The sequence below is a fragment of the Amaricoccus sp. genome, assembly GCF_017995835.1.
Classification (GTDB): Bacteria; Pseudomonadota; Alphaproteobacteria; order Rhodobacterales; family Rhodobacteraceae; genus Amaricoccus.
In genome coordinates this window covers 1-23961 of the sequence record NZ_JAGOID010000027.1, presented here as the reverse complement: position 1 = coordinate 23961, position 23961 = coordinate 1, and the positions used below count along the sequence as shown (strand labels likewise).

The 23961-nt window shown below is 71.2% G+C and carries 21 protein-coding genes; 16 read left to right on the top strand and 5 right to left on the bottom strand.

The features are described from left to right. Nucleotides 1–87: 87 nt before the first annotated feature. Together KBA23_RS06530 and KBA23_RS06525 are read right to left on the bottom strand one after the other, a co-directional pair. Nucleotides 88–1128, bottom strand: coding sequence for an MBL fold metallo-hydrolase (locus KBA23_RS06530; RefSeq protein WP_290738251.1), 1041 nt, complete (start codon nucleotides 1126–1128; stop codon nucleotides 88–90). Next, nucleotides 1128–2807 (bottom strand): acyl-CoA dehydrogenase family protein, encoded by a 1680-nt coding sequence (locus tag KBA23_RS06525; RefSeq protein WP_290738248.1) that lies wholly within the window; start codon nucleotides 2805–2807, stop codon nucleotides 1128–1130. Before KBA23_RS06525 ends, KBA23_RS06530 begins: the two co-directional genes overlap by 1 nt. 108 nt (nucleotides 2808–2915) lie before the next feature. Between KBA23_RS06525 and KBA23_RS06520 the strand changes: the two genes are divergently transcribed. The 12 genes from KBA23_RS06520 (at nucleotide 2916) to coaD (ending at nucleotide 15752) form a co-directional block, all read left to right on the top strand. Beyond that, nucleotides 2916–3884 (top strand): L-threonylcarbamoyladenylate synthase, encoded by a 969-nt coding sequence (locus KBA23_RS06520; RefSeq protein ID WP_290738246.1) that lies wholly within the window; start codon nucleotides 2916–2918, stop codon nucleotides 3882–3884. A 114-nt stretch (nucleotides 3885–3998) separates the two neighbouring features. Then, a complete protein-coding gene (gene cysS, locus KBA23_RS06515) occupies nucleotides 3999–5408 on the top strand; it encodes a cysteine--tRNA ligase (protein ID WP_290738243.1) in 1410 nt (469 codons plus the stop codon). A gap of 14 nt (nucleotides 5409–5422) precedes the next feature. Then, entirely contained in the window at nucleotides 5423–7051 is a 1629-nt protein-coding gene (gene cimA / locus KBA23_RS06510) for a citramalate synthase (protein ID WP_290738240.1), read from the top strand. 7 nt (nucleotides 7052–7058) lie between these two features. Next, entirely contained in the window at nucleotides 7059–7835 is a 777-nt protein-coding gene (locus KBA23_RS06505; protein ID WP_290738237.1) for a squalene/phytoene synthase family protein, read from the top strand. A 185-nt stretch (nucleotides 7836–8020) separates the two neighbouring features. Next, nucleotides 8021–8659, top strand: a complete 639-nt coding sequence (locus tag KBA23_RS06500) for a 5-formyltetrahydrofolate cyclo-ligase (RefSeq protein ID WP_290738234.1) — start codon at nucleotides 8021–8023, stop codon at nucleotides 8657–8659. Between the two features lie 234 nt (nucleotides 8660–8893). Beyond that, nucleotides 8894–9715, top strand: a complete 822-nt coding sequence (locus tag KBA23_RS06495) for a TIGR00282 family metallophosphoesterase (protein WP_290738230.1) — start codon at nucleotides 8894–8896, stop codon at nucleotides 9713–9715. Next, nucleotides 9712–10647 (top strand): DMT family transporter, encoded by a 936-nt coding sequence (locus KBA23_RS06490; protein WP_290738227.1) that lies wholly within the window; start codon nucleotides 9712–9714, stop codon nucleotides 10645–10647. The genes KBA23_RS06495 and KBA23_RS06490 overlap by 4 nt, the downstream gene beginning before the upstream one ends. 72 nt (nucleotides 10648–10719) lie before the next feature. Further along, entirely contained in the window at nucleotides 10720–12507 is a 1788-nt protein-coding gene (locus tag KBA23_RS06485) for an SLC13 family permease (RefSeq protein WP_290738224.1), read from the top strand. A gap of 406 nt (nucleotides 12508–12913) precedes the next feature. Continuing rightward, nucleotides 12914–13651, top strand: a complete 738-nt coding sequence (locus KBA23_RS06480) for a YebC/PmpR family DNA-binding transcriptional regulator (protein ID WP_290738221.1) — start codon at nucleotides 12914–12916, stop codon at nucleotides 13649–13651. Between the two features lie 3 nt (nucleotides 13652–13654). Continuing rightward, nucleotides 13655–14608, top strand: coding sequence for a hypothetical protein (locus tag KBA23_RS06475; RefSeq protein WP_290738218.1), 954 nt, complete (start codon nucleotides 13655–13657; stop codon nucleotides 14606–14608). 93 nt (nucleotides 14609–14701) lie between these two features. Continuing rightward, complete coding sequence (locus tag KBA23_RS06470; RefSeq protein WP_290738215.1) at nucleotides 14702–15088, top strand: CBS domain-containing protein; 387 nt, start codon at nucleotides 14702–14704, stop codon at nucleotides 15086–15088. A 139-nt stretch (nucleotides 15089–15227) separates the two neighbouring features. Then, entirely contained in the window at nucleotides 15228–15752 is a 525-nt protein-coding gene (gene coaD / locus KBA23_RS06465) for a pantetheine-phosphate adenylyltransferase (protein WP_290738212.1), read from the top strand. Between the two features lie 29 nt (nucleotides 15753–15781). Here the strand turns inward: coaD and KBA23_RS06460 are convergent, their stop codons facing one another. The 3 genes from KBA23_RS06460 to KBA23_RS06450 all read right to left on the bottom strand — a co-directional run bounded on the left by KBA23_RS06460 (nucleotide 15782) and on the right by KBA23_RS06450 (nucleotide 18813). After that, nucleotides 15782–16441 carry a YggS family pyridoxal phosphate-dependent enzyme gene (locus tag KBA23_RS06460; RefSeq protein ID WP_290738209.1) on the bottom strand — a complete coding sequence of 220 codons (660 nt, stop codon included), beginning with the start codon at nucleotides 16439–16441 and terminating at the stop codon, nucleotides 15782–15784. A gap of 2 nt (nucleotides 16442–16443) precedes the next feature. Then, a complete protein-coding gene (locus KBA23_RS06455; RefSeq protein WP_290738206.1) occupies nucleotides 16444–17562 on the bottom strand; it encodes a porin in 1119 nt (372 codons plus the stop codon). A gap of 108 nt (nucleotides 17563–17670) precedes the next feature. Continuing rightward, the gene (locus KBA23_RS06450) at nucleotides 17671–18813 is read right to left on the bottom strand and encodes a porin (RefSeq protein WP_290738204.1); all 1143 of its coding nucleotides are present in this window, start codon (nucleotides 18811–18813) and stop codon (nucleotides 17671–17673) included. Between the two features lie 271 nt (nucleotides 18814–19084). On the opposite strand from KBA23_RS06450, the gene KBA23_RS06445 reads away from it, so the two are divergent. Genes KBA23_RS06445 through KBA23_RS06430 form a run of 4 tightly spaced genes read left to right on the top strand, consistent with a single transcriptional unit; the run spans nucleotide 19085 to nucleotide 23705 of the window. After that, nucleotides 19085–19603 carry a DUF3576 domain-containing protein gene (locus tag KBA23_RS06445; protein ID WP_290738201.1) on the top strand — a complete coding sequence of 173 codons (519 nt, stop codon included), beginning with the start codon at nucleotides 19085–19087 and terminating at the stop codon, nucleotides 19601–19603. Between the two features lie 4 nt (nucleotides 19604–19607). After that, on the top strand, nucleotides 19608–22175 hold the full coding sequence (leuS, locus tag KBA23_RS06440) for a leucine--tRNA ligase (protein ID WP_290738199.1): 2568 nt from the start codon (nucleotides 19608–19610) through the stop codon (nucleotides 22173–22175). Continuing rightward, on the top strand, nucleotides 22162–22686 hold the full coding sequence (lptE, locus tag KBA23_RS06435) for an LPS assembly lipoprotein LptE (RefSeq protein WP_290738197.1): 525 nt from the start codon (nucleotides 22162–22164) through the stop codon (nucleotides 22684–22686). Before leuS ends, lptE begins: the two co-directional genes overlap by 14 nt. After that, on the top strand, nucleotides 22683–23705 hold the full coding sequence (locus KBA23_RS06430; RefSeq protein WP_290738194.1) for a DNA polymerase III subunit delta: 1023 nt from the start codon (nucleotides 22683–22685) through the stop codon (nucleotides 23703–23705). The genes lptE and KBA23_RS06430 overlap by 4 nt, the downstream gene beginning before the upstream one ends. The last annotated feature ends 256 nt before the right edge of the window (nucleotides 23706–23961 follow it).

The window sequence follows — 23961 nt, the reverse complement described above, 5'->3', positions numbered from 1 at the left end:
AGTCCCCGAGCCTGTCAGTCCCCAAATCGACCGGGCTTCGCGCCGGCTGCAACGCGAGCTGCGCTCCGGCCCGCCCGCAATCATGGCTCAGGTCCGCCGCCAGAGCCAGGCGCCGTCGGGGCCGGGTTCGCGGGCGATGAGGCCGATGGCCTCGGCATGGTTGAGCCGGCCCATCGCCTCGGCGAGCGCGAGGCCGTACTCGGCGGAGCCGATCGACCGGCGGTAGAGCGGTGCGAAGCAGTCCGCCGCCGTGCGAGGCCCCTCGCCCAGCGCCGCGAGGAGGCGGTCCTGCGCCGCGACGCTGTCGGCGTGGAGCGCTGCGAGCCGGGCTCGGGGATCGAGGAACGGCCGGCCGTGGCCCGGCAGGGCGAGCTGGTCGGAGCGGGCGTGCCCCGACAGACGGCGGCAGCTCGCCTCCCAGTCGCCGACCGGGTCGGCGCCGGGCTCGGTGGCGTAGACCCCGAGATTCGGGGTGATGCCCGGCAGGATCTGGTCGCCGGCGAGGACGAGGTCGTGACCGACGCCCCAGAGCGTCGCGTGCTCGGGCGCGTGGCCATCGCCGATCGCGACGCGCCAGCGCCGTCCGCCGGCGACGATCTCGTCGCCCTCGGCGATTCGGCGGAAGCCGAGCGGCAATGGCGCGATCATGTCGGCGTAGTTGACGGGGCGGCTCTCGGTCCGGGCGGCGAGGATGTCGGGCGCCATGCCGGCGGCGCGCCAGAAGGCGGTCGTTTCCGGCGCCGGCCGTTCCTGCACGTCGAGGCCCAGCATACGCGCGTAGAGCCAGGCCGTGCGGGTGATCCACAGCTCCGCCCCGAGCGCCGCCTGGAACCAGCCGGCGAGGCCGACATGGTCGGGGTGGTGGTGGGTGACGATCAGCCGGCGGACCGGGCGGCCGGCGAGCGGCCCGATCAGCAGCGCCCCCCAGGCCGAGCGGGTCGGCGCATCGTCGAGCCCCGCATCGACGACCGTCCAGGCGTCGCCGTCATCGAGCGCGTAGACGTTGACGTGGTCGGGCTTCGCGAAGGCAGGAAGACGCATCCAGAGCAGGCCCTCGGCGATCTCGACGGCACGCCCGGGCACGGGCGGCTCGAAGGGGAAGCGCAGGGACCCGGCAGCGCCCTCCATCAGAAGGCGAGGTCGACGGCATAGAGCCCGGCCGCGCCCTCGCAGGCCGCGGCGCAGAGCCCCGCCGTCTCGGTGAGCGTCCGGTGCAGGTGGAAGTCGCGCAAGGCCGCCCAAGCCGCGTGGTCGGCAGCGGCGGCGCGCACGAGGTAGTGGCCTCCGAGCGTGAGCGCGAAGGCGCGCAGGTAGGGGACCGCGCCGGCGAAGCGGTCGTCGGGCTCGGCCGCGAGCATCCAGTCCGTCGCCGTTGCCAGCGCGGCGGCGGCCGCGGCGAGGCGACCTTCGGGCTCCCCGGCGGCGGTCGCGGCGATCTCGGCGAGGAGCGCGCGGGCTGCGGCGCCGCCGTCGGCGAGCTTGCGTCCGACGAGGTCCATGGCCTGCACGCCGTTCGTGCCCTCGTAGATCGGGGTGACGCGGACGTCCCGGTAGAACTGCGCGACTCCGGTCTCCTCGATATAACCCATGCCGCCGTGGACCTGCACGCCAAGCGCCGCGACTTCGCAGCCGGTATCGGTGCCGTAGGCCTTGGCGATCGGGGTGAGGAGCGCGCCGCGGGCCGCCCAGGCGGGATCGCCGATCGCCGCGGCCATGTCGAGGGAGAAGGCGCAGTCCAGCGCGATGGCGCGCGCAGTCACGGTCGCCGCGCGCATGGCGACGAGCATCCGGCGGACGTCGGGGAAGCCGACGATGCCGGGCTCGTCGGCGTCGGGAGAGCGGCCCTGCCGGCGCTCGCGGGCATAGGCGAGGGCGGCCTGGTACGCGGCCTCGGCGATGCCGACGCCCTCGACGCCGACTCCGAGCCGGGCGTTGTTCATCATCGTGAACATCGCCGCCATGCCGCCATGCGGCGCCCCGACCAGCCAGCCGGTCGCGCCCTCGTAGGACATGACGCAGGTCGGGCTGCCGTGCAGGCCCATCTTGTGCTCGAGGGAGACGACGCGCAGGCTGTTCGCCGGGCCCGGCTCGCCCCCGGCGTCGGGAAGGCGCTTCGGCACGAGAAAGAGCGACAGGCCCCGGGTGCCGGGGGCCGCGTCGGGCAGGCGGGCGAGGACGAGGTGGCAGATGTTCGCGGCGATGTCGTGATCGCCCCAGGTGATGAAGATCTTCTGCCCCGTGATACGCCACGTTCCGTCCGGCCCGGGTTCGGCGCGGGATCGGACCGCGCCGACGTCGGTGCCGGCCTGCGGCTCGGTCAGGTTCATCGTGCCGGTCCACTCGCCGGAGACGAGCTTCGGCAGGTAGAGCGCCTTCAGTTCGTCGGAGCCGTGCTTTTCCAGCGCCTCGATTGCGCCTTGGCTGAGCAGCGGGCAGAGCGAGAGGGCGAGGTTCGCGCCCGCCGCCATCTCGCCGACGCAGGTGGCGAGCGTCAGCGGCAGGCCCATGCCGCCGTGCCCGGGGCTGGCGGCGAGGCCGACCCAGCCGCCCTCGGCATAGGCGCGGTACGCTTGCGCGAAGCCGGGCGAGGTGCGCACCACGCCGTTCTCCAGCCGGGCCGGCGTCTCGTCTCCGGCCCGGCGGGTGGGGGCGAGCACGGTCTCGGCGAGCCTCGCCGCCTCGGCGAGGATCGCGTCCACAGTCTCGCCGGTCGCCTCGGCGAAGCGCTCGCTGGCGGTCAGTCGGTCGGTTCCGAGGACCGAGCCGAGCAGAAACCGAAGGTCGGCGACAGGGGCGCGATAGGCCATCGGCGTTGCTCCGGCATGTCTTTCCGGCTTCCGGCGGAACTCACGCGCCGCTAAGAGGGCCACCGCGGGAGCCTAGTCGAGCGGGCGGGCGGGAACAAGAGAGACGCCATGCCGGATCGGCACACCGCCCTCCTTTCGGCCGACCCCGGCGGGGTCCGGGCTGCGGCGGCGCTGCTCGCGGCGGGAGAACTCGTCGCCTTCCCGACGGAGACGGTCTACGGGCTCGGGGCCGACGCGCGCAGCGACCGGGCCGCGGCCGCGATCTTCGCGGCCAAGGGGCGGCCGTCGTTCAACCCGCTGATCGTGCATGTCGAGGGGATCCCCGCGGCCGGGAAGCTGGCTGTCCTGTCATCGGAGGCGCGAGTGCTGGCGGAGCGGTTCTGGCCGGGGCCGCTGACGCTGGTGCTGCCACGCCGCGCGGGCGCGGGGATCGCCGAGGCCGTCTCGGCCGGGCTAGACAGCGTCGCCGTGCGCGCGCCCTCGCACCCGCTGGCGCGGGCGCTCATCGAGGCGTTCGGGGGGCCGGTGGCGGCGCCGTCGGCCAACCCGTCCGGTCGGGTCAGCCCGACGACCGCGGCGCATGTCATGGAAAGTCTCGGCGGCCGCATCGCGGCGGTGCTGGACGGAGGGCCGTGCACGGTGGGGCTTGAATCGACCATTGTCGGCTTCGCCGACGGCGCGCCTAGCCTCCTGCGTCCCGGCGGATTGCCTGTCGAGGCGATCGAGGCGGCGCTGGGCCGGCCGCTAGCCGTCGCGGGCGCGGGCATCGTGGCCCCGGGTCAGCTCGCCTCGCACTATGCGCCGCGCGCGGCGCTCCGGCTCGGCGCGGCTGGACCGGAGGCCGGCGAGGCCTGGCTCGGCTTCGGTCCGGGGCCGGTGGGCGATCCGGGGGTGAACCTCTCCGAGACGGGCGACCTTGAAGAGGCCGCAACGCGTCTTTTCGCCGCGCTGCGGACCCTTGACGCGCTTGCGGCGGCGGCCGGATGTTCGCGCATCGCGGTGGCGCCGATCCCCGAGGCGGGGCTCGGCCGCGCTATCAACGACCGCCTCCGCCGCGCCGCCGCCCCACGGACGTAAACTGCGCGGCGCAAGCCGCCCCTCGCGAGGCAGTGCGCGGCAAGCGGCGCGGCAGCGCTTTGCGTTTCGCCCGCGACGTGATACCTCGCCGCCTCGCCCGCCGGGAGCAAGCCCATGGACATCACGCTCTACGATACCCGCACCCGCTCGAAGGTTCGGCTGGACCCGGTCACGCCGGGCAAGGCGTCGATGTATGTCTGCGGGCCCACCGTCTACGACCGCGCCCATATCGGCAACGCCCGGCCGGTGGTGGTGTTCGACACGCTCTTTCGCCTGTTGCGCCACGTCTACGGCGCCGAGAACGTCACCTATGTGCGCAACATCACCGACGTCGACGACAAGATCATCGCCCGCGCCCGCGAGAGCGGCCGCGAGATCGGCGCGATCACCGAGGAGACGACGCGCTGGTATCACGAGGACATGGACGCGCTCGGCGCGCTGCGGCCCACCTTCGAGCCGCGCGCGACCGAGCATATCGGCGGGATGATCGCCATGATCGCGCTCCTGATCGAGCGCGGCCACGCCTACGCCGCCGAGGGGCACGTGCTGTTCTCGGTCGGGAGCTATTCCGACTACGGCCGGCTGGCGCGGCGCTCGCTCGAGGACATGCGCGCCGGCGCCCGGGTCGAGGTCGCGCCCTACAAGCGCGACCCGATGGACTTCGTGCTGTGGAAGCCGTCGGACGCCGACACGCCGGGCTGGGAGTCGCCGTGGGGGCGCGGGCGGCCGGGCTGGCACATCGAGTGCTCGGCGATGGCGCGGGCGCTGCTCGGGGCCGAGTTCGACATCCACGGCGGCGGGGTCGACCTCGCCTTCCCGCACCACGAGAACGAGCTGGCGCAGTCAGCCTGCGCCCACCCGGACGAGGGGTTCGCCCGGATCTGGATGCACAACGGCATGCTGAATGTCGAACGGGAGAAGATGTCGAAGTCCCTCGGCAACTTCTTCACGGTGCGGGATCTGCTGGATAGGCGCATCCCGGGCGAGGTGATCCGCTTCGTGCTGCTCTCGACGCACTACCGCCAGCCGATAGACTGGACGCAGGCGAAGGTGGATGAGGCTGAGACAACGTTAATGAAGTGGCGCTCGATATCGGACGGAGTTACTGCAGGTGACGCCGATCAGACTGTCCTGAGGGCGCTAGCCGACGACCTTAACACTCCACGGGCTGTCGCTGCTCTTCATGCACTGTCGAGCGATCCTGCGGTTCTCAGAGGCTCAGCCGCCATGCTTGGTTTGCTCACGAACGAGCTTGGGGATTGGTGCGAGGAACTCCGTCAGCCCGTCCCCGACCACGTCACCGCAAAGATCGGGGATATATTCGCCAGGTACGCTGAGTTCCGTCTTTCAAAGAGCTTTGAGAAGGCAGATCAGATTAGGGAAAAGCTGAAAGAAATTGGTGTGCAAGTTTATGTGGACGCAGAAGGAATTCCACAATCGCGCTTTTTGGATCCCCGGCACCGCACTGAGGTCGACAACAACCTTCTTAACGAGAGACTTGATCAGATTATAGCTTCGTTGTGATGGGTTGTCTGAGAATGCCCACTGAGCGGCTCTACCTCTACGACACGACCCTGCGCGACGGGCAGCAGACGCAGGGGGTGGATTTCTCCGTCAAGGACAAGGCGCGGATCGCCAGGGCGCTCGATGCGCTCGGCGTCGACTATGTCGAGGGCGGGTGGCCGGGGGCGAACCCGACCGACAGCGGGTTCTTCGAGGCGGCCCCGAGGCTCGATCGGGCGACGATGACCGCGTTCGGCATGACCAAGCGAACGGGCAGGTCGGCGGCAAACGACGACGTGCTGGCGGCGGTGCTGAACGCCGGGACCGGGGCGGTCTGTCTCGTCGGCAAGACCCATGTCTTTCATGTCGAGACGGCGCTCGGGATCACGCTCGACGAGAACCTCGCCAACATCCGCGACAGCGTCGCCCATGCCGTCGCCCTCGGGCGGGAGGTGCTGTTCGATGCGGAGCACTTCTTCGACGGGTATCGGGCGAACCCGGGCTATGCCGTCGCCTGCCTGAAGGCGGCGCTGGAGGCGGGGGCGCGCTGGGTCGTGCTTTGCGACACCAACGGCGGCACGCTGCCGGCCGAGGTGGGGGCGGTGACGGCGGCGGTGATCGCGGCCGGCGTGCCCGGGGCCAGCCTCGGCATCCACACCCATGATGACACCGGCAATGCGGTGGCCTGCTCGCTGGCCGCCATCGACGCGGGCGCGCGGCAGGTGCAGGGGACGCTGAACGGGCTCGGCGAGCGTTGCGGCAACGCCAACCTCACCACGCTCATCCCGACGCTGCTCCTGAAGGAGCCCTATGCCAGCCGCTTCGACATCGGGGTGACGCGCTGCAAGCTCGCCGGGCTCACCCGCGCCAGCCGGGCGCTCGACGAGATCCTGAACCGCGTGCCCGACGCGAGCGCGCCCTATGTCGGGGCCTCGGCCTTCGTCCACAAGGCGGGGCTGCACGCCTCGGCCGTGCTGAAGGATCCGGCTACCTACGAGCATGTCGAGCCGAAGCTCGTCGGCAACGCCCGGTTCATCCCGATGTCGAACCAGGCCGGGCTGTCGAACCTGCGGAGCCGGCTCGGCAAGGCGGGGATCCACGTCGCGGGGGGCGACGCGCGACTGGCGGAGATTCTGACGGAGGTGAAGGCGCGCGAGGATCGCGGCTATGCCTATGACAGCGCCTCGGCCTCGTTCGAGCTTCTCGCCCGCGACATGCTGGGGACGCTGCCGCGATTCTTCGAGGTCGAGCGCTACCGGGTGACGGTGGAGCGGCGGCTGAACGCAAGGGGCGAGACGATCACCGTCTCGGAGGCGGTGGTGGTCGCCCGCTTCGGCGGCGAGCGGGTGATGAGCGTGTCGGAGAGCCAGGACCCGACGACCCATGCCGACCAGGGGCCGGTCAACGCGCTGTCGCGCGCGCTCGCCAAGGACCTCGGGCCGTACCAGTCCTATATCGATGACATGAAGCTCGTGGACTTCAAGGTGCGGATCACCTCCGGCGGCACCGAGGCGGTGACGCGCGTGCTGATCGACAGCGAGGACGGCCAGGGCCAGCGCTGGTCGACCGTGGGCGTCAGCGCCAACATCGTCGACGCGAGCTTCCAGGCGTTGCAGGACGCGATCCTGTGGAAGCTGCTGCGCGACGGGGCGCCGCCGGCGTGATCGCGGCGTGAGCTTCGAGGTCTGCGCGGCGTTGGTCGCCCGCGGCGATCCGGAACGCTTCCGCGCGGCGATGGTCGCCCCGGCGGGCGCGGCGCGCGACGGGCTGATGGCGCTCTACGCCTTCAACCTCGAGCTCGCGCGCGCGGGCTGGGTCGCCTCGGAGCCGATCCTCGGCCAGATCCGCCTGCGCTGGTGGGCGGACGCGCTCGCCGAGATCTTCGCCGGCTTGCCGCCACGGGCGCACGAGGTCTGCGCGCCGCTCGCCGCGACCATCCGGGGCTCGGACCTGCCGGAGGCGCCGCTTCAGGCGATGGTCGCGGCGCGGGAGTGGGATTGCGACCGCGAGGGCTTCGCCGGGCATCCGGAACTCGTCGCCTACCTGGAAGCGACCGGCGGCGGGCTCGCCTGGCTCGCGGCACGCCATCTCGGCGCGCCGGCGGCCGCGGAATCGGTCGTGCGGGAGGCCGGGCGGGCGTCGGCGGGGGCGGCGTTCCTGCGCGCCGCCCCGCGGCTGCGGGCGCTCGGGCGACGGCCGCTGCCCGAGGGCGCGGCGACGGCGGAGCGGCTGGCGCGGGACGGGCTCGACTGGCTGGCGCGGGCGCGGGCGGGACGACGGACGATCCCGCCGGCGGCGCTTCCGGCGCTGCTCCAGGCGTCGCCTGCCGGCGGGGTGCTGCGGGCGGCGCTGGCGCGGCCGGCGCTGGCGATCGAGGGCGGGCTCGATCCTTCGGAGTTCGCGCTGCGGGGCAAGGTGGCGCTCGCCGCCCTGACCGGGCGCTGGTGACGCAACGCGGAAGGGCTTCAAAACGCCGCCGCGAGCGCCTAGATTGCCGGATGGCGGGCTCTGGCCTTCCCGTGAAGGGGCACCAATCCTGGTGGCCTAATCATTCTCGAGGGAGCTGGCTCTGTGACTGGCCCTGGCCTATCGCATCCGGCGCCCACCTGGTACGCCAGGCTCTCGAGGATCGGATGCGCCCACGGTCGCGCCGGGCCCGCCGCCCCTTCGTTCGCGTGACCGACCTCTTCGCCGAGAAGGCCGCCGCCCGGCAGGCGGCCATGGAGCGTCGCGGCGCGCTGCACCGCGACGGATTTGGCGCGGCGCGGCGCGCGGCCGGCCATGCGCTCCATGTGATCGCGCCGCTCCGCGAGGTGCGGGTCGTCTCCGCCTACCTGCCGATGCGCAGCGAGATAGACCCGATCCCGCTCGTGCTCGCCCTGATCGGCCTCGGCTACGTGGTCGCAGCCCCGGTGATCGCGGGGCGGGGCCTGCCGCTCGTCTTCCGCACCTGGCGGCCCGGCGAGGCCGCCGCGCGCGGGCCGCTCGGCGCGCCGCATCCGGCGGAGGGCGAGACGGTCGAGCCGGACCTCGTCGTCGCGCCGCTTCTCGCCTTCGACGCCGCGGGCTGGCGGCTCGGCTACGGCGGCGGCTACTACGACCGCACGCTGGCGGCGCTGCGGGCGGCGAAGCCGGTGGTGGCGCTCGGCCTCGCCTTTGCCGGCCAGGAGGTGGCGCACGTGCCGCACGGGCCGAACGACGCGCGGCTCGACGCGATCGCGACCGAGGCGGGGCTGGTCCGCCCCGCTGGGGTATCGCATCTGCCTCTCTGATGATACCGGCGGGTCGACCAGGCCACCCGGCGCAACACGGGCTAACACGCGTGATAGACAGGTTAACTACCTGATTGCAAACAATAAAAGTGTCAAAGGTCAAAAAGGTCCGCGAGTCGTTTCACGAGCCCGCCGGTATGAGGCTCGGCCTCGCGCCAGGTTGCGCGGTGCAGACGCTTGCTCGCCACGCGTGACCCGTTGCCGGGCGACGCGATGGCGGATAAGCCGGGCGCCATGCGACTGCTCTTCCTCGGAGACGTGATGGGCCGGGCCGGGCGTGCCGCGGTCGCGGCGGAACTGCCCGGGCTGCGTGCGCGCCTGCGGCTCGACTTCGTCGTCGTCAACGCCGAAAACGCCACCGGCGGCATGGGTCTCTCCGGCGCCCACGCGGCCGAGATCCTCGCCGCTGGCGCCGACTGCATCACGCTCGGCGACCACGCCTTCGACCAGCGCGAGATGCTCGCCTTCATCGAGACCGAGCCGCGGGTGCTGAGGCCGTTGAACTACGCCCGCGCCGCCCCCGGCGCCGGGGCGCGGCTCTTCGACGCGCCTGGCGGGCGCAAGGTGTTCGTCGCGCAGGCGCTCGGGCGCGTCTTCATGAAGCAGCCCTTCGACGACCCGTTCTCGGCGCTCGATGCGGCGCTGAAGACTGCGCCGCTCGGTGGCCGGGCCAACGCCGCCATCGTCGACGTGCATGCCGAGGCGACCTCGGAGAAGGTGGCGCTCGGGCACTGGTGCGACGGGCGCGCCAGCCTGGTCGTCGGCACGCACACCCACATCCCCACGGCAGACACGCAGATCCTCGGCCGGGGGGCGGCCTACCAGACCGACGCCGGCATGTGCGGCGACTATGACAGCGTGATCGGCATGGACAAGCTCGAGCCGATCTCGCGCTTCGTCACCGGGATGACTCGCGGCCGCTTCGAACCGGCGACCGGCCCGGCGACGCTCTGCGGCGTCTACGTCGAGACCGACGACGCCACGGGCCGCGCGCTCCGCGCCGAGCCGCTCCGGCTGGGCGGGCGCCTGCCGGAGGTCGTGCCGGGCGTGGAATGACCCCCGACGCCGGCGCCGCCGGCGCGGGGACGTCGCGCCTCTGGCCGATCCTCGTCCTCGCCGGCTGCGGCGCGACCTGGGGGCTGACGCTGCCGCTGATTCGGATCGCGGTCTCGACCGGGCACGCGCCGCTCGGGATCATGCTGTCGCAGCAGATCATCATGGCGGCGGTCTGCGCGGCGCTGCTCGTCGTCCTGCGCCTGCCGGTCCCGGGCGTCAGGGGGCGCCTCGGCCTCTATGCGGGCGTCGCCGGCTTCGGGGCCGTGTTGCCGGGCTATTTCACGTTCCTGACTGCGGCGTTGATGCCGGCGGGCGTGCGCTCGATCCTGATCGCGGTCGTGCCGATGTTCACCCTGCCGATGGCGATCGCGCTCGGGTTCGAGCGGCCCGACCTGCGCCGGGCGCTCGGCGTCCTGCTCGGGGCGGCTGCGATCGTGCTGATCGCCGTCCCCGACGCCGGGGTCGCCGACGCAGCGGTCCCGGTCTCCGTCGGCGTCGTGCTGCTCGCGCTGGTCCCGCCGGTCAGCTACGCGGTCGAGGCGAACTTCCTCGCCTGGCGCGGCTCGGACGGGCTCCATCCGTTCCAGCTCCTGCTCGGCGCGTCGATCCTCGGTGCGGCGGCGACCTGGCCGCTCGCCGAGGCGACGGGCGAGATGCTGGCCCTTCCCCCGCGCTGGGGGGCGGCGGAATACGCGATCTTCGGCGCGGGCGTGCTCAACGCCATGGCCTATGCCGGCTATGTCTGGATGGTCGGCCGGGCCGGTTCGGTGTTCGCCAGCCAGATCGCCTATCTCGTCACCGCCTTCGGCGTGGGATGGTCGATGCTGCTGCTCGACGAACGCTATCCGGCCACGGTCTGGGTCGCCTTCGCGCTCATGCTCGCCGGGGTCGCCCTCGTGCAGCCCCGCGCCGGCCGCGCCGAAGAGCCTTGAGGCGCCCGATCCTTTGCGCCATGGTGCGCCCCGGCCTCGCGGGGACTTGGCCGTTGTATATGGGGTCACTGGTTGTTCGAGATCGCCGCTAGCCCGGCGTTTCCGGCGTATCTGACGCTCGGAATCCTGGCGGGCATGTTCCTTCTCTTCGTGCTCGAAATCTTTCCCGTCGAGGTCGTGGCCATGATCGGGGCGGCGACCACGGTGCTCTTCGGCCTCGTTCCGTCGGACGAGGTGCTCGGGGTCTTCTCCAACCCGGCGCCCTGGACGATCGCCGCCATGTTCATCGTCACCGGCGGACTGGTGCGCACCGGCCTCGTCAGCGCGATCGGACGGGCCGTGTCGCGGGGAGCCACACGGCACCGCACGGCCACGCTCCTCGGCGCCGGGCTCTTCATCTGCGCCGTCTCGCCGTTCTGCAACAACACGCCGCTCGTCGCGGTGATGATCCCGGTGACGGTGCAGCTCGCGCACGCCATGGGGCTCGCGCCGTCCAAGCTGTTGATCCCGCTGTCCTATCTCACCGTGCTGGCGGGCATGATCACCATGATCGGCACATCGACGAACATCCTCGTCGACGGCGTCGCGCGCGAACAGGGCATGACGCCCTTCGGCCTCTTCGAGATCGCGCCGGTCGGCATCATCGTGACGGTGGTTGGCTTCGCCACCATGCTCGTCCTCGTGCCGCCCCTCCTGCCCAACCGCGATTCGATGGCCGACCTGCTCGGCGGCCGCAAGCGCCTGAAGTTCTTCACCGAGGTCGTGGTCCCCGAGGGCTCGCCGCTGATCGGCGCCAACGTGATGGACGTCCAGATCTTCCGCCGCCAGGGAATGCGGGTGATCGACGTGCTGCGCGGCGAGGAATCGCTGCGCCGCCAGTTCCCCGACGTGCGGCTGATCGAGGGCGATCGCGTCGTGCTCCGCACCGAGATGCAGGAACTGCTCGGGCTCAAGGACTCGAACAAGGTCGCGCTGGTCGACCGCGTGGGCTCCAAGCGCACGACCACGGTCGAGACGCTGATCATGCCCGATTGCAAGCTCGTCGGCCGCTCGCTGGGCAGCCTGCGGCTGCGCCGGCGCTATGGCGTCTACCCGCTCGCCGTCCATCGACGCAGCCAGAACATCGGCCGCCAGCTCGACGAGGTGGTGGTGCGCGTCGGCGACACGCTGCTGCTCGAGGGCGCGCCGGAGGACATCCGCCGCCTCGCCGCCGACGTCGACCTCGTCGACCTGACCGAGCCGGTCGACAAGCCGTTCAAGCGCGAGCGTGCGCCCTTCGTCGTGGTCGTGCTCATCGCGATCGTGACGCTCGCCGCGCTCGACGTGGCCTCGATCCAGATCCTGTCGATGCTCGGGGTGGTGGCGCTTCTCGCCACGGGCACGATCGAGCCGGAGGAGGCCTACAACAACGTCAGCGCCTCGCTGCTGGTGCTGATCCTCGCCATGCTGGTGGTCGGCGCCGCGCTCGACCATTCCGGCGCGGGGCAACTCGTCGTCGACGCGATCTCGCCGAGCCTCGCGACCATGTCGCCGCTGATGATCCTGTTCGTACTCTACTTCATGACGCAGATCCTGACGGAGATCCTGTCGAACAACGCCGTTGCGGTCATCGTCACGCCGCTGGCGATCACGCTCACGCACAACCTCGGGCTCGACCCGCGACCCTACGTCATCGCGGTGATGTTCGCCGCCACGCTCGCCTTCGCGACCCCGATCGGCTACCAGACCAACACGATGGTGTATGGTCCGGGCGGCTACAAGTTCACCGACTTCACCCGCATCGGGCTGCCGCTCAACATCGTGACCGGCATCGCCGCCTGCCTCGCCATCCCGTACTTCTGGCCGCTGGTTCCGGGCTGAGCTTGCCGGAGCCTCGGATGCCCGCCTCCCACCCTCGCTTCACGGCGGAGGCCTTCCGCTCACGCCGTCCGCGCTCACCGGACGATCGAGAGCCCTCCACCGGGTCCTCGACGCATTCCTCGACGAGGATCGCGCCCGAAACCGCGCGACCACGGTCCCGAGAACCTCGCGATCCTCCGCCGCCTCAACCTCATCCTCAACCTCAACCTCAACCTGCCGAACAAGGCAAGTCCGCCGCCCACAAACGCAAGCGATCCGGATGGTCCGACGCCTTCGTCAAAAACCATCATCGGCCAAATGCGATAACGCCTGGCCGGCCCGAGGGTCGGCGCGGGCGGGGGCTTGCCGCCCATGCGCGGCCTCGCCTATAAGGCGCGCCATTCCTCGGAAGCCGCAGGAGAGCCCCATGGCCGGCCATTCAAAGTGGGCCAACATCCAGCATCGTAAGGGCCGCCAGGACGCGGTGCGCGCCAAGGTGTTTTCCAAGCTCTCGAAGGAGATCACCGTCGCCGCCAAGATGGGCGACCCCGACCCGGACAAGAACCCGCGCCTGCGCCTCGCGGTCAAGGAGGCCAAGGCCGTCTCCATGCCCAAGGACAACATCGATCGTGCGATCAGGAAGTCGATCGCCGGCGACATGGAGAACTACGAGGAAATCCGCTACGAGGGTTACGGCCCCAACGGCGTCGCCATCATCGTCGAGGCGATGACCGACAACCGCAACCGCACCGCCTCGAACGTGCGCTCGACCTTCACCAAGCGCGGCGGCAACCTCGGCGAGACCGGCTCGGTCAGCTTCATGTTCGACCGCATGGGCCAGATCGTCTACGGGGCGGCGCTCGATGCGGACAAGGTGATGGAGGCCGCGATCGAGGCCGGCGCCGAGGACGTGGAGAGCGGTGAGGACGGGCATGTGGTCTGGTGCGCCGTCGAGGATCTGAACGACGTCTCCACCGCGCTGGAGGCGAGCCTCGGCGAGGCGGAATCGACCAAGCTCGTCTGGAGGCCCCAGACGACGACCGAACTCGACCTCGAGGCGGCGCAGTCGCTGATGAAGCTCATCGAGGCGCTCGAGGACGACGACGACGTCCAGTCCGTCACGGCCAACTTCGAGATCTCCGACGAGGTCATGGCCCAGCTCTGAACCATGAAGCGCGAGGCCCGCAGCACGGAGGACACGCTCGCCCACTGGGTGCGCTCGGCGCCCGACAAGGTGGCGACCTTCTTCGGCAACGTCGCAGACTTCGGTCGGCCGCTCCGCCCCGAGGAGCTCGCCGCGGCCGACCGGCTCACCACCACGGTGCTGCCGCTCGGGCCCTACCGCAATCTCACCACGATGACGGCGGCGCTCTTTGCGCTGCATCCGCAGGCGGTGGTGCTGAACCACGCCGCCGACCGGGTGTTCGCCTCGCGCTACGACCCCTTCGACGCGCCGAGCCCGGAGCGGTGGCGCGCCTTCAAGGCGGTAGCGCTGCGCCTGCTGCGCCACGGGCGCAAGAGCAGCTACGGCGGCAACGTGCTGCTCTCCCACGCCTTCCGCGGCCGTCCGATCGCCGCCGCCTATGCGGCGCGCTACGGCGACGTGCTGGCGAAGCCGGGGGCGACGACGCTGTTCTGGAAGGATTCGATGCGGTTCCAGAACCGTTTCGAGGCAGGGAACCCGAAGATCGACGACTTCATCGCCGCGGTTCCGGACGCGGTCTTCATCTTTCCGGTGCGCAATCCGATGGACTGCGCCCGCTCGAACCTCGCGACCGGGCATGTGCGGCACCTCGTGCCCAAGGACAAGCGCAACTTCGAGGCGACGGTGCGGCGCGTGCTGGAGGCGTTGCGCTGGTTCCGGGTCCGCGAACGCGCCGATCCCGGGCGGTTCTGGAGCTTCACGGAGGCCGAGCTGGGGGGCGACTTCTTCGCCCGATTCGCGGCGTTCGCCCGCCTGCCGGCCGACCCCGGCTGGCTCGCCGACGCGCCCGGCGCCGTCGAGATCGCGCGGCGGTCCGAACACAAGCCCGGCCGCCCGGAGCACTATGCCGGGCTCGTCGCCGAGCTGTTCGCGGACGACCCCGAAATGCACGCGCGGCTGGAGCGGTTCCTCGCCTGAGGCGCGGGTCGCTTGACTCGTGGCGTCGGCACGGGCGACACTTCCTTGCGCGCCGCCGTTCCGGGGCGCCGCGTTCCGGGGGAGAAGGCGCGTATGCACGTCCATTCGATCATCGCCCAGAAGAAGATCCACGAGACCATCACGATCAAGCCGACGGATCTCGTGAAGACGGCGGCCGAGCTCCTCGCGAAGCACCGCATCGGGGCCGTGATCGTCAGCCGCGACGGCTCCATCGTCGATGGCATCCTGTCGGAGCGTGACATCGTGCGGTCGCTCGGCACCACAGGCGTGGAGTGCGTGAACCTCCGGGCCGAGCAGCTGATGACCCACGAGGTGGTCGCCTGCCATCCCGACGACACCGCCCACTCGGTGATGGAGCGGATGACCGACGGTCGCTTCCGGCACATGCCCGTCGTCGATGGCGGCCGGATGATCGGGGTGATCTCGATCGGCGACGTCGTCAAGGCGCGCCTCGCCTAGATCGAGAGCGAGAACACGGCGCTTACCGGAATGATCGCCAACACCTGGTGACTCGGGCGCGACCGGCCATGACCGGCTCGGCCGCGGGCGGGCGATCGGATCGCCTCTTCCCGGCGACGTGGCTCCAGCGGGGAACGAGATGCGCATAGGGCTCTATCCAGGAACGTTCGATCCGGTCACGCTCGGCCATATCGACATAATCCGGCGCGCGTGCAGCCTGGTTGACCGGCTGGTGATCGGGATCGCCATCAACCGCGACAAGGGGCCGCTCTTCAGCCTCGACGAGCGGGTGGCGATGGTCGAGGAGCTGGCCGGTCCCGTCGGCCGCGCCTCCGGCGTCGAGATCGTGGCGCATCCGTTCGAGAATCTGCTGATCCATTGCGCCGAGGACGTCGACGCTCACGTCATCATTCGGGGCCTGCGCGCGGTGTCGGACTTCGAGTACGAGTTCCAGATGGTCGGCATGAACCGCGCCATGAACGACACGGTCGAGACCGTGTTCCTCATGGCCGACGCGCATCACCAGGCGATCGCCTCGCGGCTGGTCAAGGAGATCGCGCGCCTTGGCGGCGACGTGAGGCCGTTCGTACCCCCGGCGATCGCCGCGGCGCTGGCGGGGAAGTTCGGCACTCCCCTTCGGACGCAGACGCCGATCGCGGTCTGACGGAGGCGGTCCGATTCGCCCGGCGCGGCTCAGCCCGCCGCCTGCCGCGACCCGAAGATCGCCGAGCCGACGCGGATATGGGTTGCGCCGTGGGCGATCGCCGTCTCGAAATCGTCGCTCATCCCCATGGACAGGCCGGCGAGATCCAGTCGGGCGGCGAGTTCGGCCAACCGGGCGAAATGCGGGCCGGGTTCGTCTTCCACGGGCGGGATGCACATCAGCCCGAATATGGGCAGATCCAGCGTCCGCCGGCAGGCGTCGACGAAGGCGTCGAGGTCTTCGGGCCGCACCCCGGCCTTCTGCGGCTCGGCGGCGAGATTGACCTGCACGAACAGCGTCGGGCAGGCGCCGCGCGCCTGCACCGCGCGGGCGAGGCGGGTGGCGAGGCTGTCCCGGTCGAGGCTGTGCACGGCGTCGAAGAGGTCCAGGGCGCGGGCGAGCTTGTTGGTCTGAAGCGGCCCGATCAGATGAAGCTCCAGCCCGCGCAGCGCGGCGCGACGCGCCGCCCAGCGTCCCTCCGCCTCCTGAACGCGGTTCTCTCCATAGATCCGCCAGCCGGAGTCGAGCACGGCGGCGACCTTTTCCTCGGGCTGTTCCTTCGATACCGCCACGAGGGTCACCGCCTGCCGCGGGCGACCCGCTGCAACGCAGGCGGCCGCGATCCGGGTCTCGATCGCCGCCAGCGTCATGGTCAGAACGTCATGCTTATGCCGAAGTCGGCGATGGTGACCGCGTCGACGGCCGGGGCGAACTGCGCGTCCTCGGGCGCGCCGACCGCATCGGCGCCGTAGGAGCGCACGACGCCCATGTTGACGGTCGCGCCCCCGCCGAGATCGTATTGCAGCGACGCGCCGTAGCTGTCCTCGCCGTCGTAGGCTTCGCCGAACAGCTTGTCGCCGCTCAGGACCGACGCGTAGTAGCCGTAGACCGACCACGCGCCGCGCGTGTACCCGAGGCCGCCGGAGACGACGTCGAGTTCGCCGAGGTCGCCCGCACGGATCGCGGCATAGCCGATACCGGCGCGGAAGTCGCCGAACCGGCCGCGCAGGCTCGCCGACCACTCGTCGCCGTCCGGCACGTCGACCTCGCCGTAATAGGCGAGGTCCCCCCGAAAGCCGCTGAAGTCGTAGTAGCCGAGGCCGAGCGACACCTCGCCGTCGTCGAGCGCCAGCGTGTATCCGGCGCCGACGCCAACCGAATCGAGGTCGCGATCCGTCGACAGCGACAGGCCGAACCCGGCCACGTCGTAGTCGTAGCGCACCGTCGGGCGCACGTCCGGGTCGGCGAGGAACTGCAACTCGTCGTTGTCCGAGCCGCCGCCGTTCGAGAGGAACGGCAACTCGTTGAAGTCGCCGAGGCCGGTCAGCGTCACGTTGGAGATCGGGTCGCCGACGCGGTTGTAGTCGGCGCCGTCGATGTCGCCGTAGGTGAGCGTGCCCCAGGCGCCCGCGGCGAAGACGTCGCCGGCCGTCTGACCCTCGGTCCCGCCCTCGCCGTCCCTGGCGTTGTCGGCGCGGACCGAAGCGCCGAAGGTGATCCCGCTTTCCGTCTCGCCGGTCCCGGTGAAGATGAAGCGCACGCGGCTGAGGGCGCGGAACTCGTCGCTCGGCGCGCCGAGCCGCGTGTCGACCTCGACGGGCACGCCGCCCCGATCGACGGTGACCGAGCGCGTCGGCTCCAGCCGGACCTCGCCGTTGTTGAAGACGCCGTAGCCGAGGCCGAGGCGGGCGTTGCCGCTCAGGGTGATCTCGGCGGAGGCGCCCGGGGCCATGCAGAGCCCGGCAGCAGAGAGAAGCAGCACGCGTTTCATTGGGCGGCCCTCCAAAATGATGGGCCCATACTAGCGGACTATCGCATGAAGTGGAAAAGAAAAAGGCGGGCATTTACCCGCCTTTTCCCGCGTTCGATCCGATTTGGATCAGAACGCCATCTTGATGCCGAAGTCGGCGACAGTGGCGTCCTCGATTTCCGCAGCATAGTAGCTGTCGATGACGTCGTTGCGATCGCCGATCTGGGCGCGGCCGTAGGTCTGGGCAACACCGAAGTTGACCGAGGCGCCGCCGCCGAGGTCGTACTGCACCGACGCGCCGTAGCTGTCGTTGCCGTCGAAGTACTCGAACGAGCCATTGCCGGTCATGACGTTGGCATAGTAGGCGTTGAGCGTCCAGGCGTCCCAGGTGTAGCCGAGGCCGCCGATGATCACGTCCAGGTCGCCCGAGACGAGGTCGTTGTTGCTGTCCATGCTGGCAGCGGTGTAGACGACGCCGGCCGAGAAGCCGCCGAACGTGCCGGTCGCGCCGACCGACCACTGCTCGCCGCCCTTGACCTCGACGAGGCCCGGGATGCCGGCGAAGGTCGTCGTGAACTCCTGGAAGTCGTAGTAGCCGACGCCACCGGTGACCGAGCCCTCGTCGAACTCGTAGGTGTAGCTCGCGCCGACGCCCACGTCGTTCAGGGTGCGGTTGGTCGAGGCCGAAACCTGGACGCCCATGAAGTTGTAGTCGTAGCGGACCGTCGGACGGGCCTCGGGGTTGTTGGCGAACTGGATCGCGTCGTCGCCGAAGCCGCCGCCGTTCGAGAAGTACGGCGTCTCGTTGAAGTCGCCGAGGCCGGTCAGCGCGACGTTGCCGATCGCGTCGCCGACGTTCTGCTCGTCAGCGCCGTTGGTGTCGCCGTAGGTCAGGGTGCCCCAGGCGCCCGACACGAACACCTCGCCAGCGAGCTGGCCGGTGGCCGCCGTCGCGCTCGTGCCGCCCTGGTTGGCGTTGTCGGCGCGGATCGTGGCGCCGAAGGTGATGCCCGAGTCCGACTCGCCGGTCATCGTCACGCCGAAGCGGATGCGCGACACGGCCCGCAGGTCCTCGGTGCCTTCCCAGCGGTCGACGACCGTGATGCCCTGGGCGTTCTGGCTGGTGACCGCTTCGAGGTCGACGTTGCCCTCGTTGTCGATGTTGTAGCCGATACCAAGCCGGGCGCTGCCGAACAGCGCGATCTCGGCCGACGCCGCGCCGCCAACCGCGAGAGCGGCAAGAGCGGTCGACGCGAACAGAATCTTTTTCATTGCTTTCCTCGGTTCTTAGTTCAAGGCCATCTCGAAATCCGGCTTCCCGGACCAGATGGATGTTCTCATCCCTCAGGGGGGGCGTCAGGGTCAAGCGAATGGCGAACCGGGAGACGCATGTGTCACGGATTGATGCAGCAAAGCCACACTGCTGGCTGCGGCCCTTGCCTGCTGCTGGGGACTTGCCGCCGGCCCGCGCAGGCTTTACGAGACCCCGAAGCATAACCGGGACGGCGAACCGCGCGTGGCTCTTGGAAATCGGTTCTTCGCGATGGCGGCCGCCCTGGCCGCGCTCGGCGCCTGCGGGGGCGGCGACCCGGAGCAGCGTGCGGCCCAGGCCGAGGCCAACGCCGCGCGGGCGCGCGAGCAGTCCATCCAGAGCGCCATGGGCAACAACACCCCCCAGAGCTACCAGGCCGGGCTCGGCACCGGGGGCATACTCGATCTGTTCGGGCCGGGCCGCGGCGAGCCCGCGCGCCAGATCGGCGTGAACAAGTATCTCTGGACCGCCTCGCTCGACGTCCTGTCGTTCCTGCCGCTCGAGGGCGCCGATCCGTTCTCCGGCGTCATCGTCACCGATTGGGGCCGCGTCGCCGGCGACCCGACTCCCTTCCGGGTGACCGTGCTGATCTCCGAGCCGGCGCTCGACGCCCGCTCGCTGCGGGTCGCCGCCTTCCGCCAGGCCGGCGGCCGGCCGGTTCCGGTCTCCGCCGCGGACAACCGCCGGCTGGAGGACGCCATCCTCACCAGGGCGCGCCAGCTTCGCATCGCCTCCGCCGAGCGCCGCTAGGGCGATGTCGCGCTACGAGGCCCGCGCGGCAGAGGCGAAGTGGCAGGCCGTGTGGGACGAGGCGCACGCCTTCCGCGCCGAGCACGACCCCACGCGTCCGAAATACTACGTGCTGGAGATGTTCCCCTATCCCTCGGGGCGCATCCACATGGGACACGTGCGCAACTACACCATGGGCGACGTGGTGGCGCGACACCGCCGCGCCCTTGGCTACAACGTGCTGCACCCGATGGGCTGGGACGCCTTCGGGATGCCGGCCGAGAACGCCGCCATCGAGCGCGGCGTCCATCCCGGCGCCTGGACCTGGGCCAACATCGACCAGATGCGCGCCCAGATGAAGCCCTTCGGCTTCTCGATCGACTGGAGCCGCGAGTTCGCCACCTGCGACCCGGAATACTACGGCCAGCAGCAGCGCCTGTTCCTCGACATGCTCGACGCCGGGCTCGTCGCCCGCAAGGCCGCGGTGGTGAACTGGGATCCGGTCGACATGACCGTGCTCGCCAACGAGCAGGTGATCGACGGTCGCGGCTGGCGCTCCGGCGCGCCGGTCGAGCGGCGCGAACTCGTGCAGTGGTTCTTCCGCATCTCGGATTTCTCCGAGGAACTCCTCGCCGCGCTCGACGGCCTCGACGCCTGGCCCGACAAGGTCCGGCTGATGCAGAAGAACTGGATCGGCAAGAGCCGCGGCCTCCAGTTCCGCTTCGACACCCGCGGCGCGCCGGCCGGCTTCGAGCGGCTCGAGGTCTTCACCACGCGCCCCGACACCATCTTCGGGGCAAGCTTCGCCGCCGTCTCGCCCGACCACCCGCTCGCCCGCGCGCTGGAGGCCGAGGGCCCGGAGATCGCCGCCTTCGTCGCCGAGTGCCGCCGCGCCGGAACCTCCGAGGAGGCGATCGAGTCCGCCGAGAAGCGCGGCGTCGACACCGGCGTCCGCGTCGTTCACCCCTTCGACCCGTCGTTGGAACTGCCCGTCTACGTCGCGAACTTCGTGCTGATGGACTATGGCACGGGCGCGATCTTCGGCTGCCCCGCCCACGACCAGCGCGACCTCGACTTCGCGCGCAAATACGGGCTTCCCGTCCCGACCGTGGTCAGCGCCACCGGCCCCGACTTCACCGTCGCCGACACGGCTTTCACCGATCCCGGCCGCCTCGTGAACTCCCGATTCCTCGACGGGATGGAGGTCGAGCCCGCCAAGGTCGAGGTGATCGCCCGCGCCGAGGCCGGCGGCTGGGGCGAGGGCGTCACCCGCTACCGCCTGCGCGACTGGGGGGTCTCGCGCCAGCGCTACTGGGGCTGCCCGATTCCGGTGATCCACTGCCCGGCCTGCGGCGTCGTGCCGGAGAGGCGCGAGAACCTGCCCGTCCGCCTGCCCGAGGACGTGAGCTTCGACGGCCACGGCAACCCGCTGGAGCGCCACCCGACCTGGGCGCGGACCACCTGCCCCGCCTGCGGCGGCCCCGCCCGGCGCGAGACAGACACGATGGACACCTTCGTCGATTCGTCCTGGTACTTCGCCCGCTTCACCGCCCCCCGCGCCGCCGAGCCGACGGTGATGGCCGAGGCCGAGTACTGGATGAACGTCGACCAGTACATCGGCGGCGTCGAGCACGCGATCCTGCACCTGCTCTATTCCCGCTTCTTCGCCCGGGCGATGATGAAAACCGGCCATCTACCGGAAAAGGCGATCGAACCCTTCGACGCGCTCTTTACGCAAGGCATGGTCACCCACGAGACTTACACCACGCCCGGCCCCGACGGCCGCCCGATCTGGCGCGAGCCTTCGGAGGTGATCCGCGACGAGAGCGGCGCGCGGCTCGCCGACGGCACGCCGGTCGAGGTCGGCCCGTCGGTGAAGATGTCGAAGTCGAAGAAGAACGTCGTCGATCCAGACGAGATCGTGGCGAAATACGGCGCCGACGCGGCGCGCTGGTTCGTGATGTCCGACAGCCCGCCCGAGCGCGACGTCGAATGGACCGCCGCCGGCGCCGAGGCCGCCGCCCGTCACCTTGCGCGGGTCTGGCGCCTGGTCGAGACCCTGCCCGCCGACGCGCCCGCGGCCATCCCTGCGGCCCCCGGCCCGGAGGCGACGGCGCTCCTGCGCGCGGCGCACGGGGCCATCCGAGACGTGTCCGAGGGGCTCGAAGGCTTCGCGTTCAATCGCGCCATAGCGAAGCTCTACGAGTTCGCCAACGCGATCGGCCGGGCGACCGGCGACGCGCCCGACCTCCTCGCCGCGCGCCGATTCGCGCTGCGCACCCTCGCCCAGCTCATGGCCCCGATGACCCCGCACCTCGCCGAGGAGATGTGGGCCACGCTCGGCGGCGATGGCCTCGTCGCCCGCGCGCCCTGGCCCGAGGCCGACCCGGCGATGCTTGTCGCCGACGAGGTGGTGCTGCCCGTCCAGGTCAACGGCAAGCGCCGCGCCGAGATCCGCGCGCCCGCCGGGCTCGACGCCGCCGCCGTCGAGGCGCTGGTGCTCGCCGATCCGGCGGTGCTGCGGGCGCTGGCCGGCGCGAGCCCCCGCAAGCTCATCGTCGTCCCCGACCGGATCGTGAATGTGGTCGTCTGACCGCCGCCGGGCGGGCCTCGCCCTCGCGGCGCTGGCCCTCGTCGCCGCGTCGTGCGGCTTCGAGCCGCTCTACGCGCCGGGCGGCCCCGCCGCCGGCGCCGCGGGTCGGATCGAGGTCGGCGTGATCGACGGCGCGGCGGGCTTCGCCATGCGCGAGCGGCTGATCGCCCGGCTTGGCGAGCCCGCCGGCGCCACGCACCGACTCGACATCGACCTCGCCTTCGAGCAGACCGGCGTCGCCATCACCGAGAAGGACGTCACCTCCCGCTTCGACGTCACCGGGACGGCGGAATGGAAGCTGGTGTCGCTCGCCGCCGACCGCGCGGCGATTTCCGGGATCGAGACCACGGTGACCGGCTACAGCGCGCCCACCTCCGAAACCTCCTCCGCCTTCGCGATCCTCTCGGCGCAGCGCGACGCCCAGCGGCGTCTGGCCGAGACGCTCGCCGACCGGGTGGCGCAGCGCATCGCGGTCGCCGCCGACGACTGGGCCGCGACCGCCGCGCCGTGAAGCTCGCGGGTTCCGAGGCGGCGCGCTTCCTCGCGCGTCCCGATCCCGCCTTCGCCGGGGCGTTGCTCTACGGCCCGGACCCGATGCGCACGTCGTTGCGCCGGCAGGCGCTGGTCGAGGCGCTGATCGGCCCGGGCGGCGCCGACGAGATGCGGCTCACCCGTATCCCCGCCGCCGAACTGCGCCGCGATCCTGCCGCCGCGCAGGACGCGATGCGCGCCTCGGGCTTCTTTCCCGGGGCGCGCGCGGTCCTCGTCGAGGACGCGACCGACGCCGCGGCGGCGGCGCTGCTCGCGGCGGTCGAGGACTGGCGTCCGGGCGACGCGACGCTGGTGGTCGCGGCCGGCGACCTCCGGGCCGCCAGCGCGCTCCGCAAGGGCTTCGAGGCCGCGAAGCGCGCCGTGGCGATCGCGATCCATGCCGATCCGCCGGGCCGGGCCGAGGTCGAGACGATGCTGGCGCGCGCCGGCATCGTCCGACCCGAGGGCGACGCCTTCGGCGATCTCGAGGCGCTCGCCCGCGCCCTTGACCCCGGCGACTTCGCGCAGTTCCTGGAGAAGCTCGCGGTCTACAGGCTCGGCGAGGCGGGTCCGCCCTCGCAGGCCGACATCGAGGCGGTCGCGCCCGCGGCGGCCGAGGCGGCGACCGAGGAGATCCTCCACCTCGCCGCCGACGGTCGGGTGGACGCGCTGGCGCGCGCCATGGCGAGCGTCGGCGGCGGCTCCTCGGCCGCGACCGGCCTCGTCATCGCGGCGGGACGGCACTTCCGCGCGCTCCACGCCGCCGCCTGCGCGCCGGACGGCCCCGACGCCGCCCTGGCGCGGGCGCGCCCGCCGGTCTTCGGCCCGCGGCGGACGCGGATGGCGTCCCAGGCCCGTCGCCTCGGCCGGCAGCGTCTGGAGGAGGCGCTGGCGCTCATCACCGACGCCGATCTCGCGTTGCGTTCGAGCCGCCCGCCGCCCGGCCTCGCGCTGGCCGAGCGCCTTCTCGTTCGCATCGCGGCGATGAAGCGGACCTGAACAGAAACTGGCTCCACGGTTGAGATCGAGCATGTGAATCCGGGGCGCTCGATCTGCCTTGCGCGGGTTTTCGCGCGTCATGGGCTCTCGCGGCCGAAGTGTCTCCGGCGCGTCGGGCCAGATCGCCATACGATCGTGTCCCTTGGCGTGGTGTAGCTGGCGGTGGCCAGCGCGAGCTCCGGCGAGAGCCGGGTCGATCAGTCCGCCATGGCAGGCAGGCCGATGATCGGATCATCGGGGATCGGGGCGATGGTCT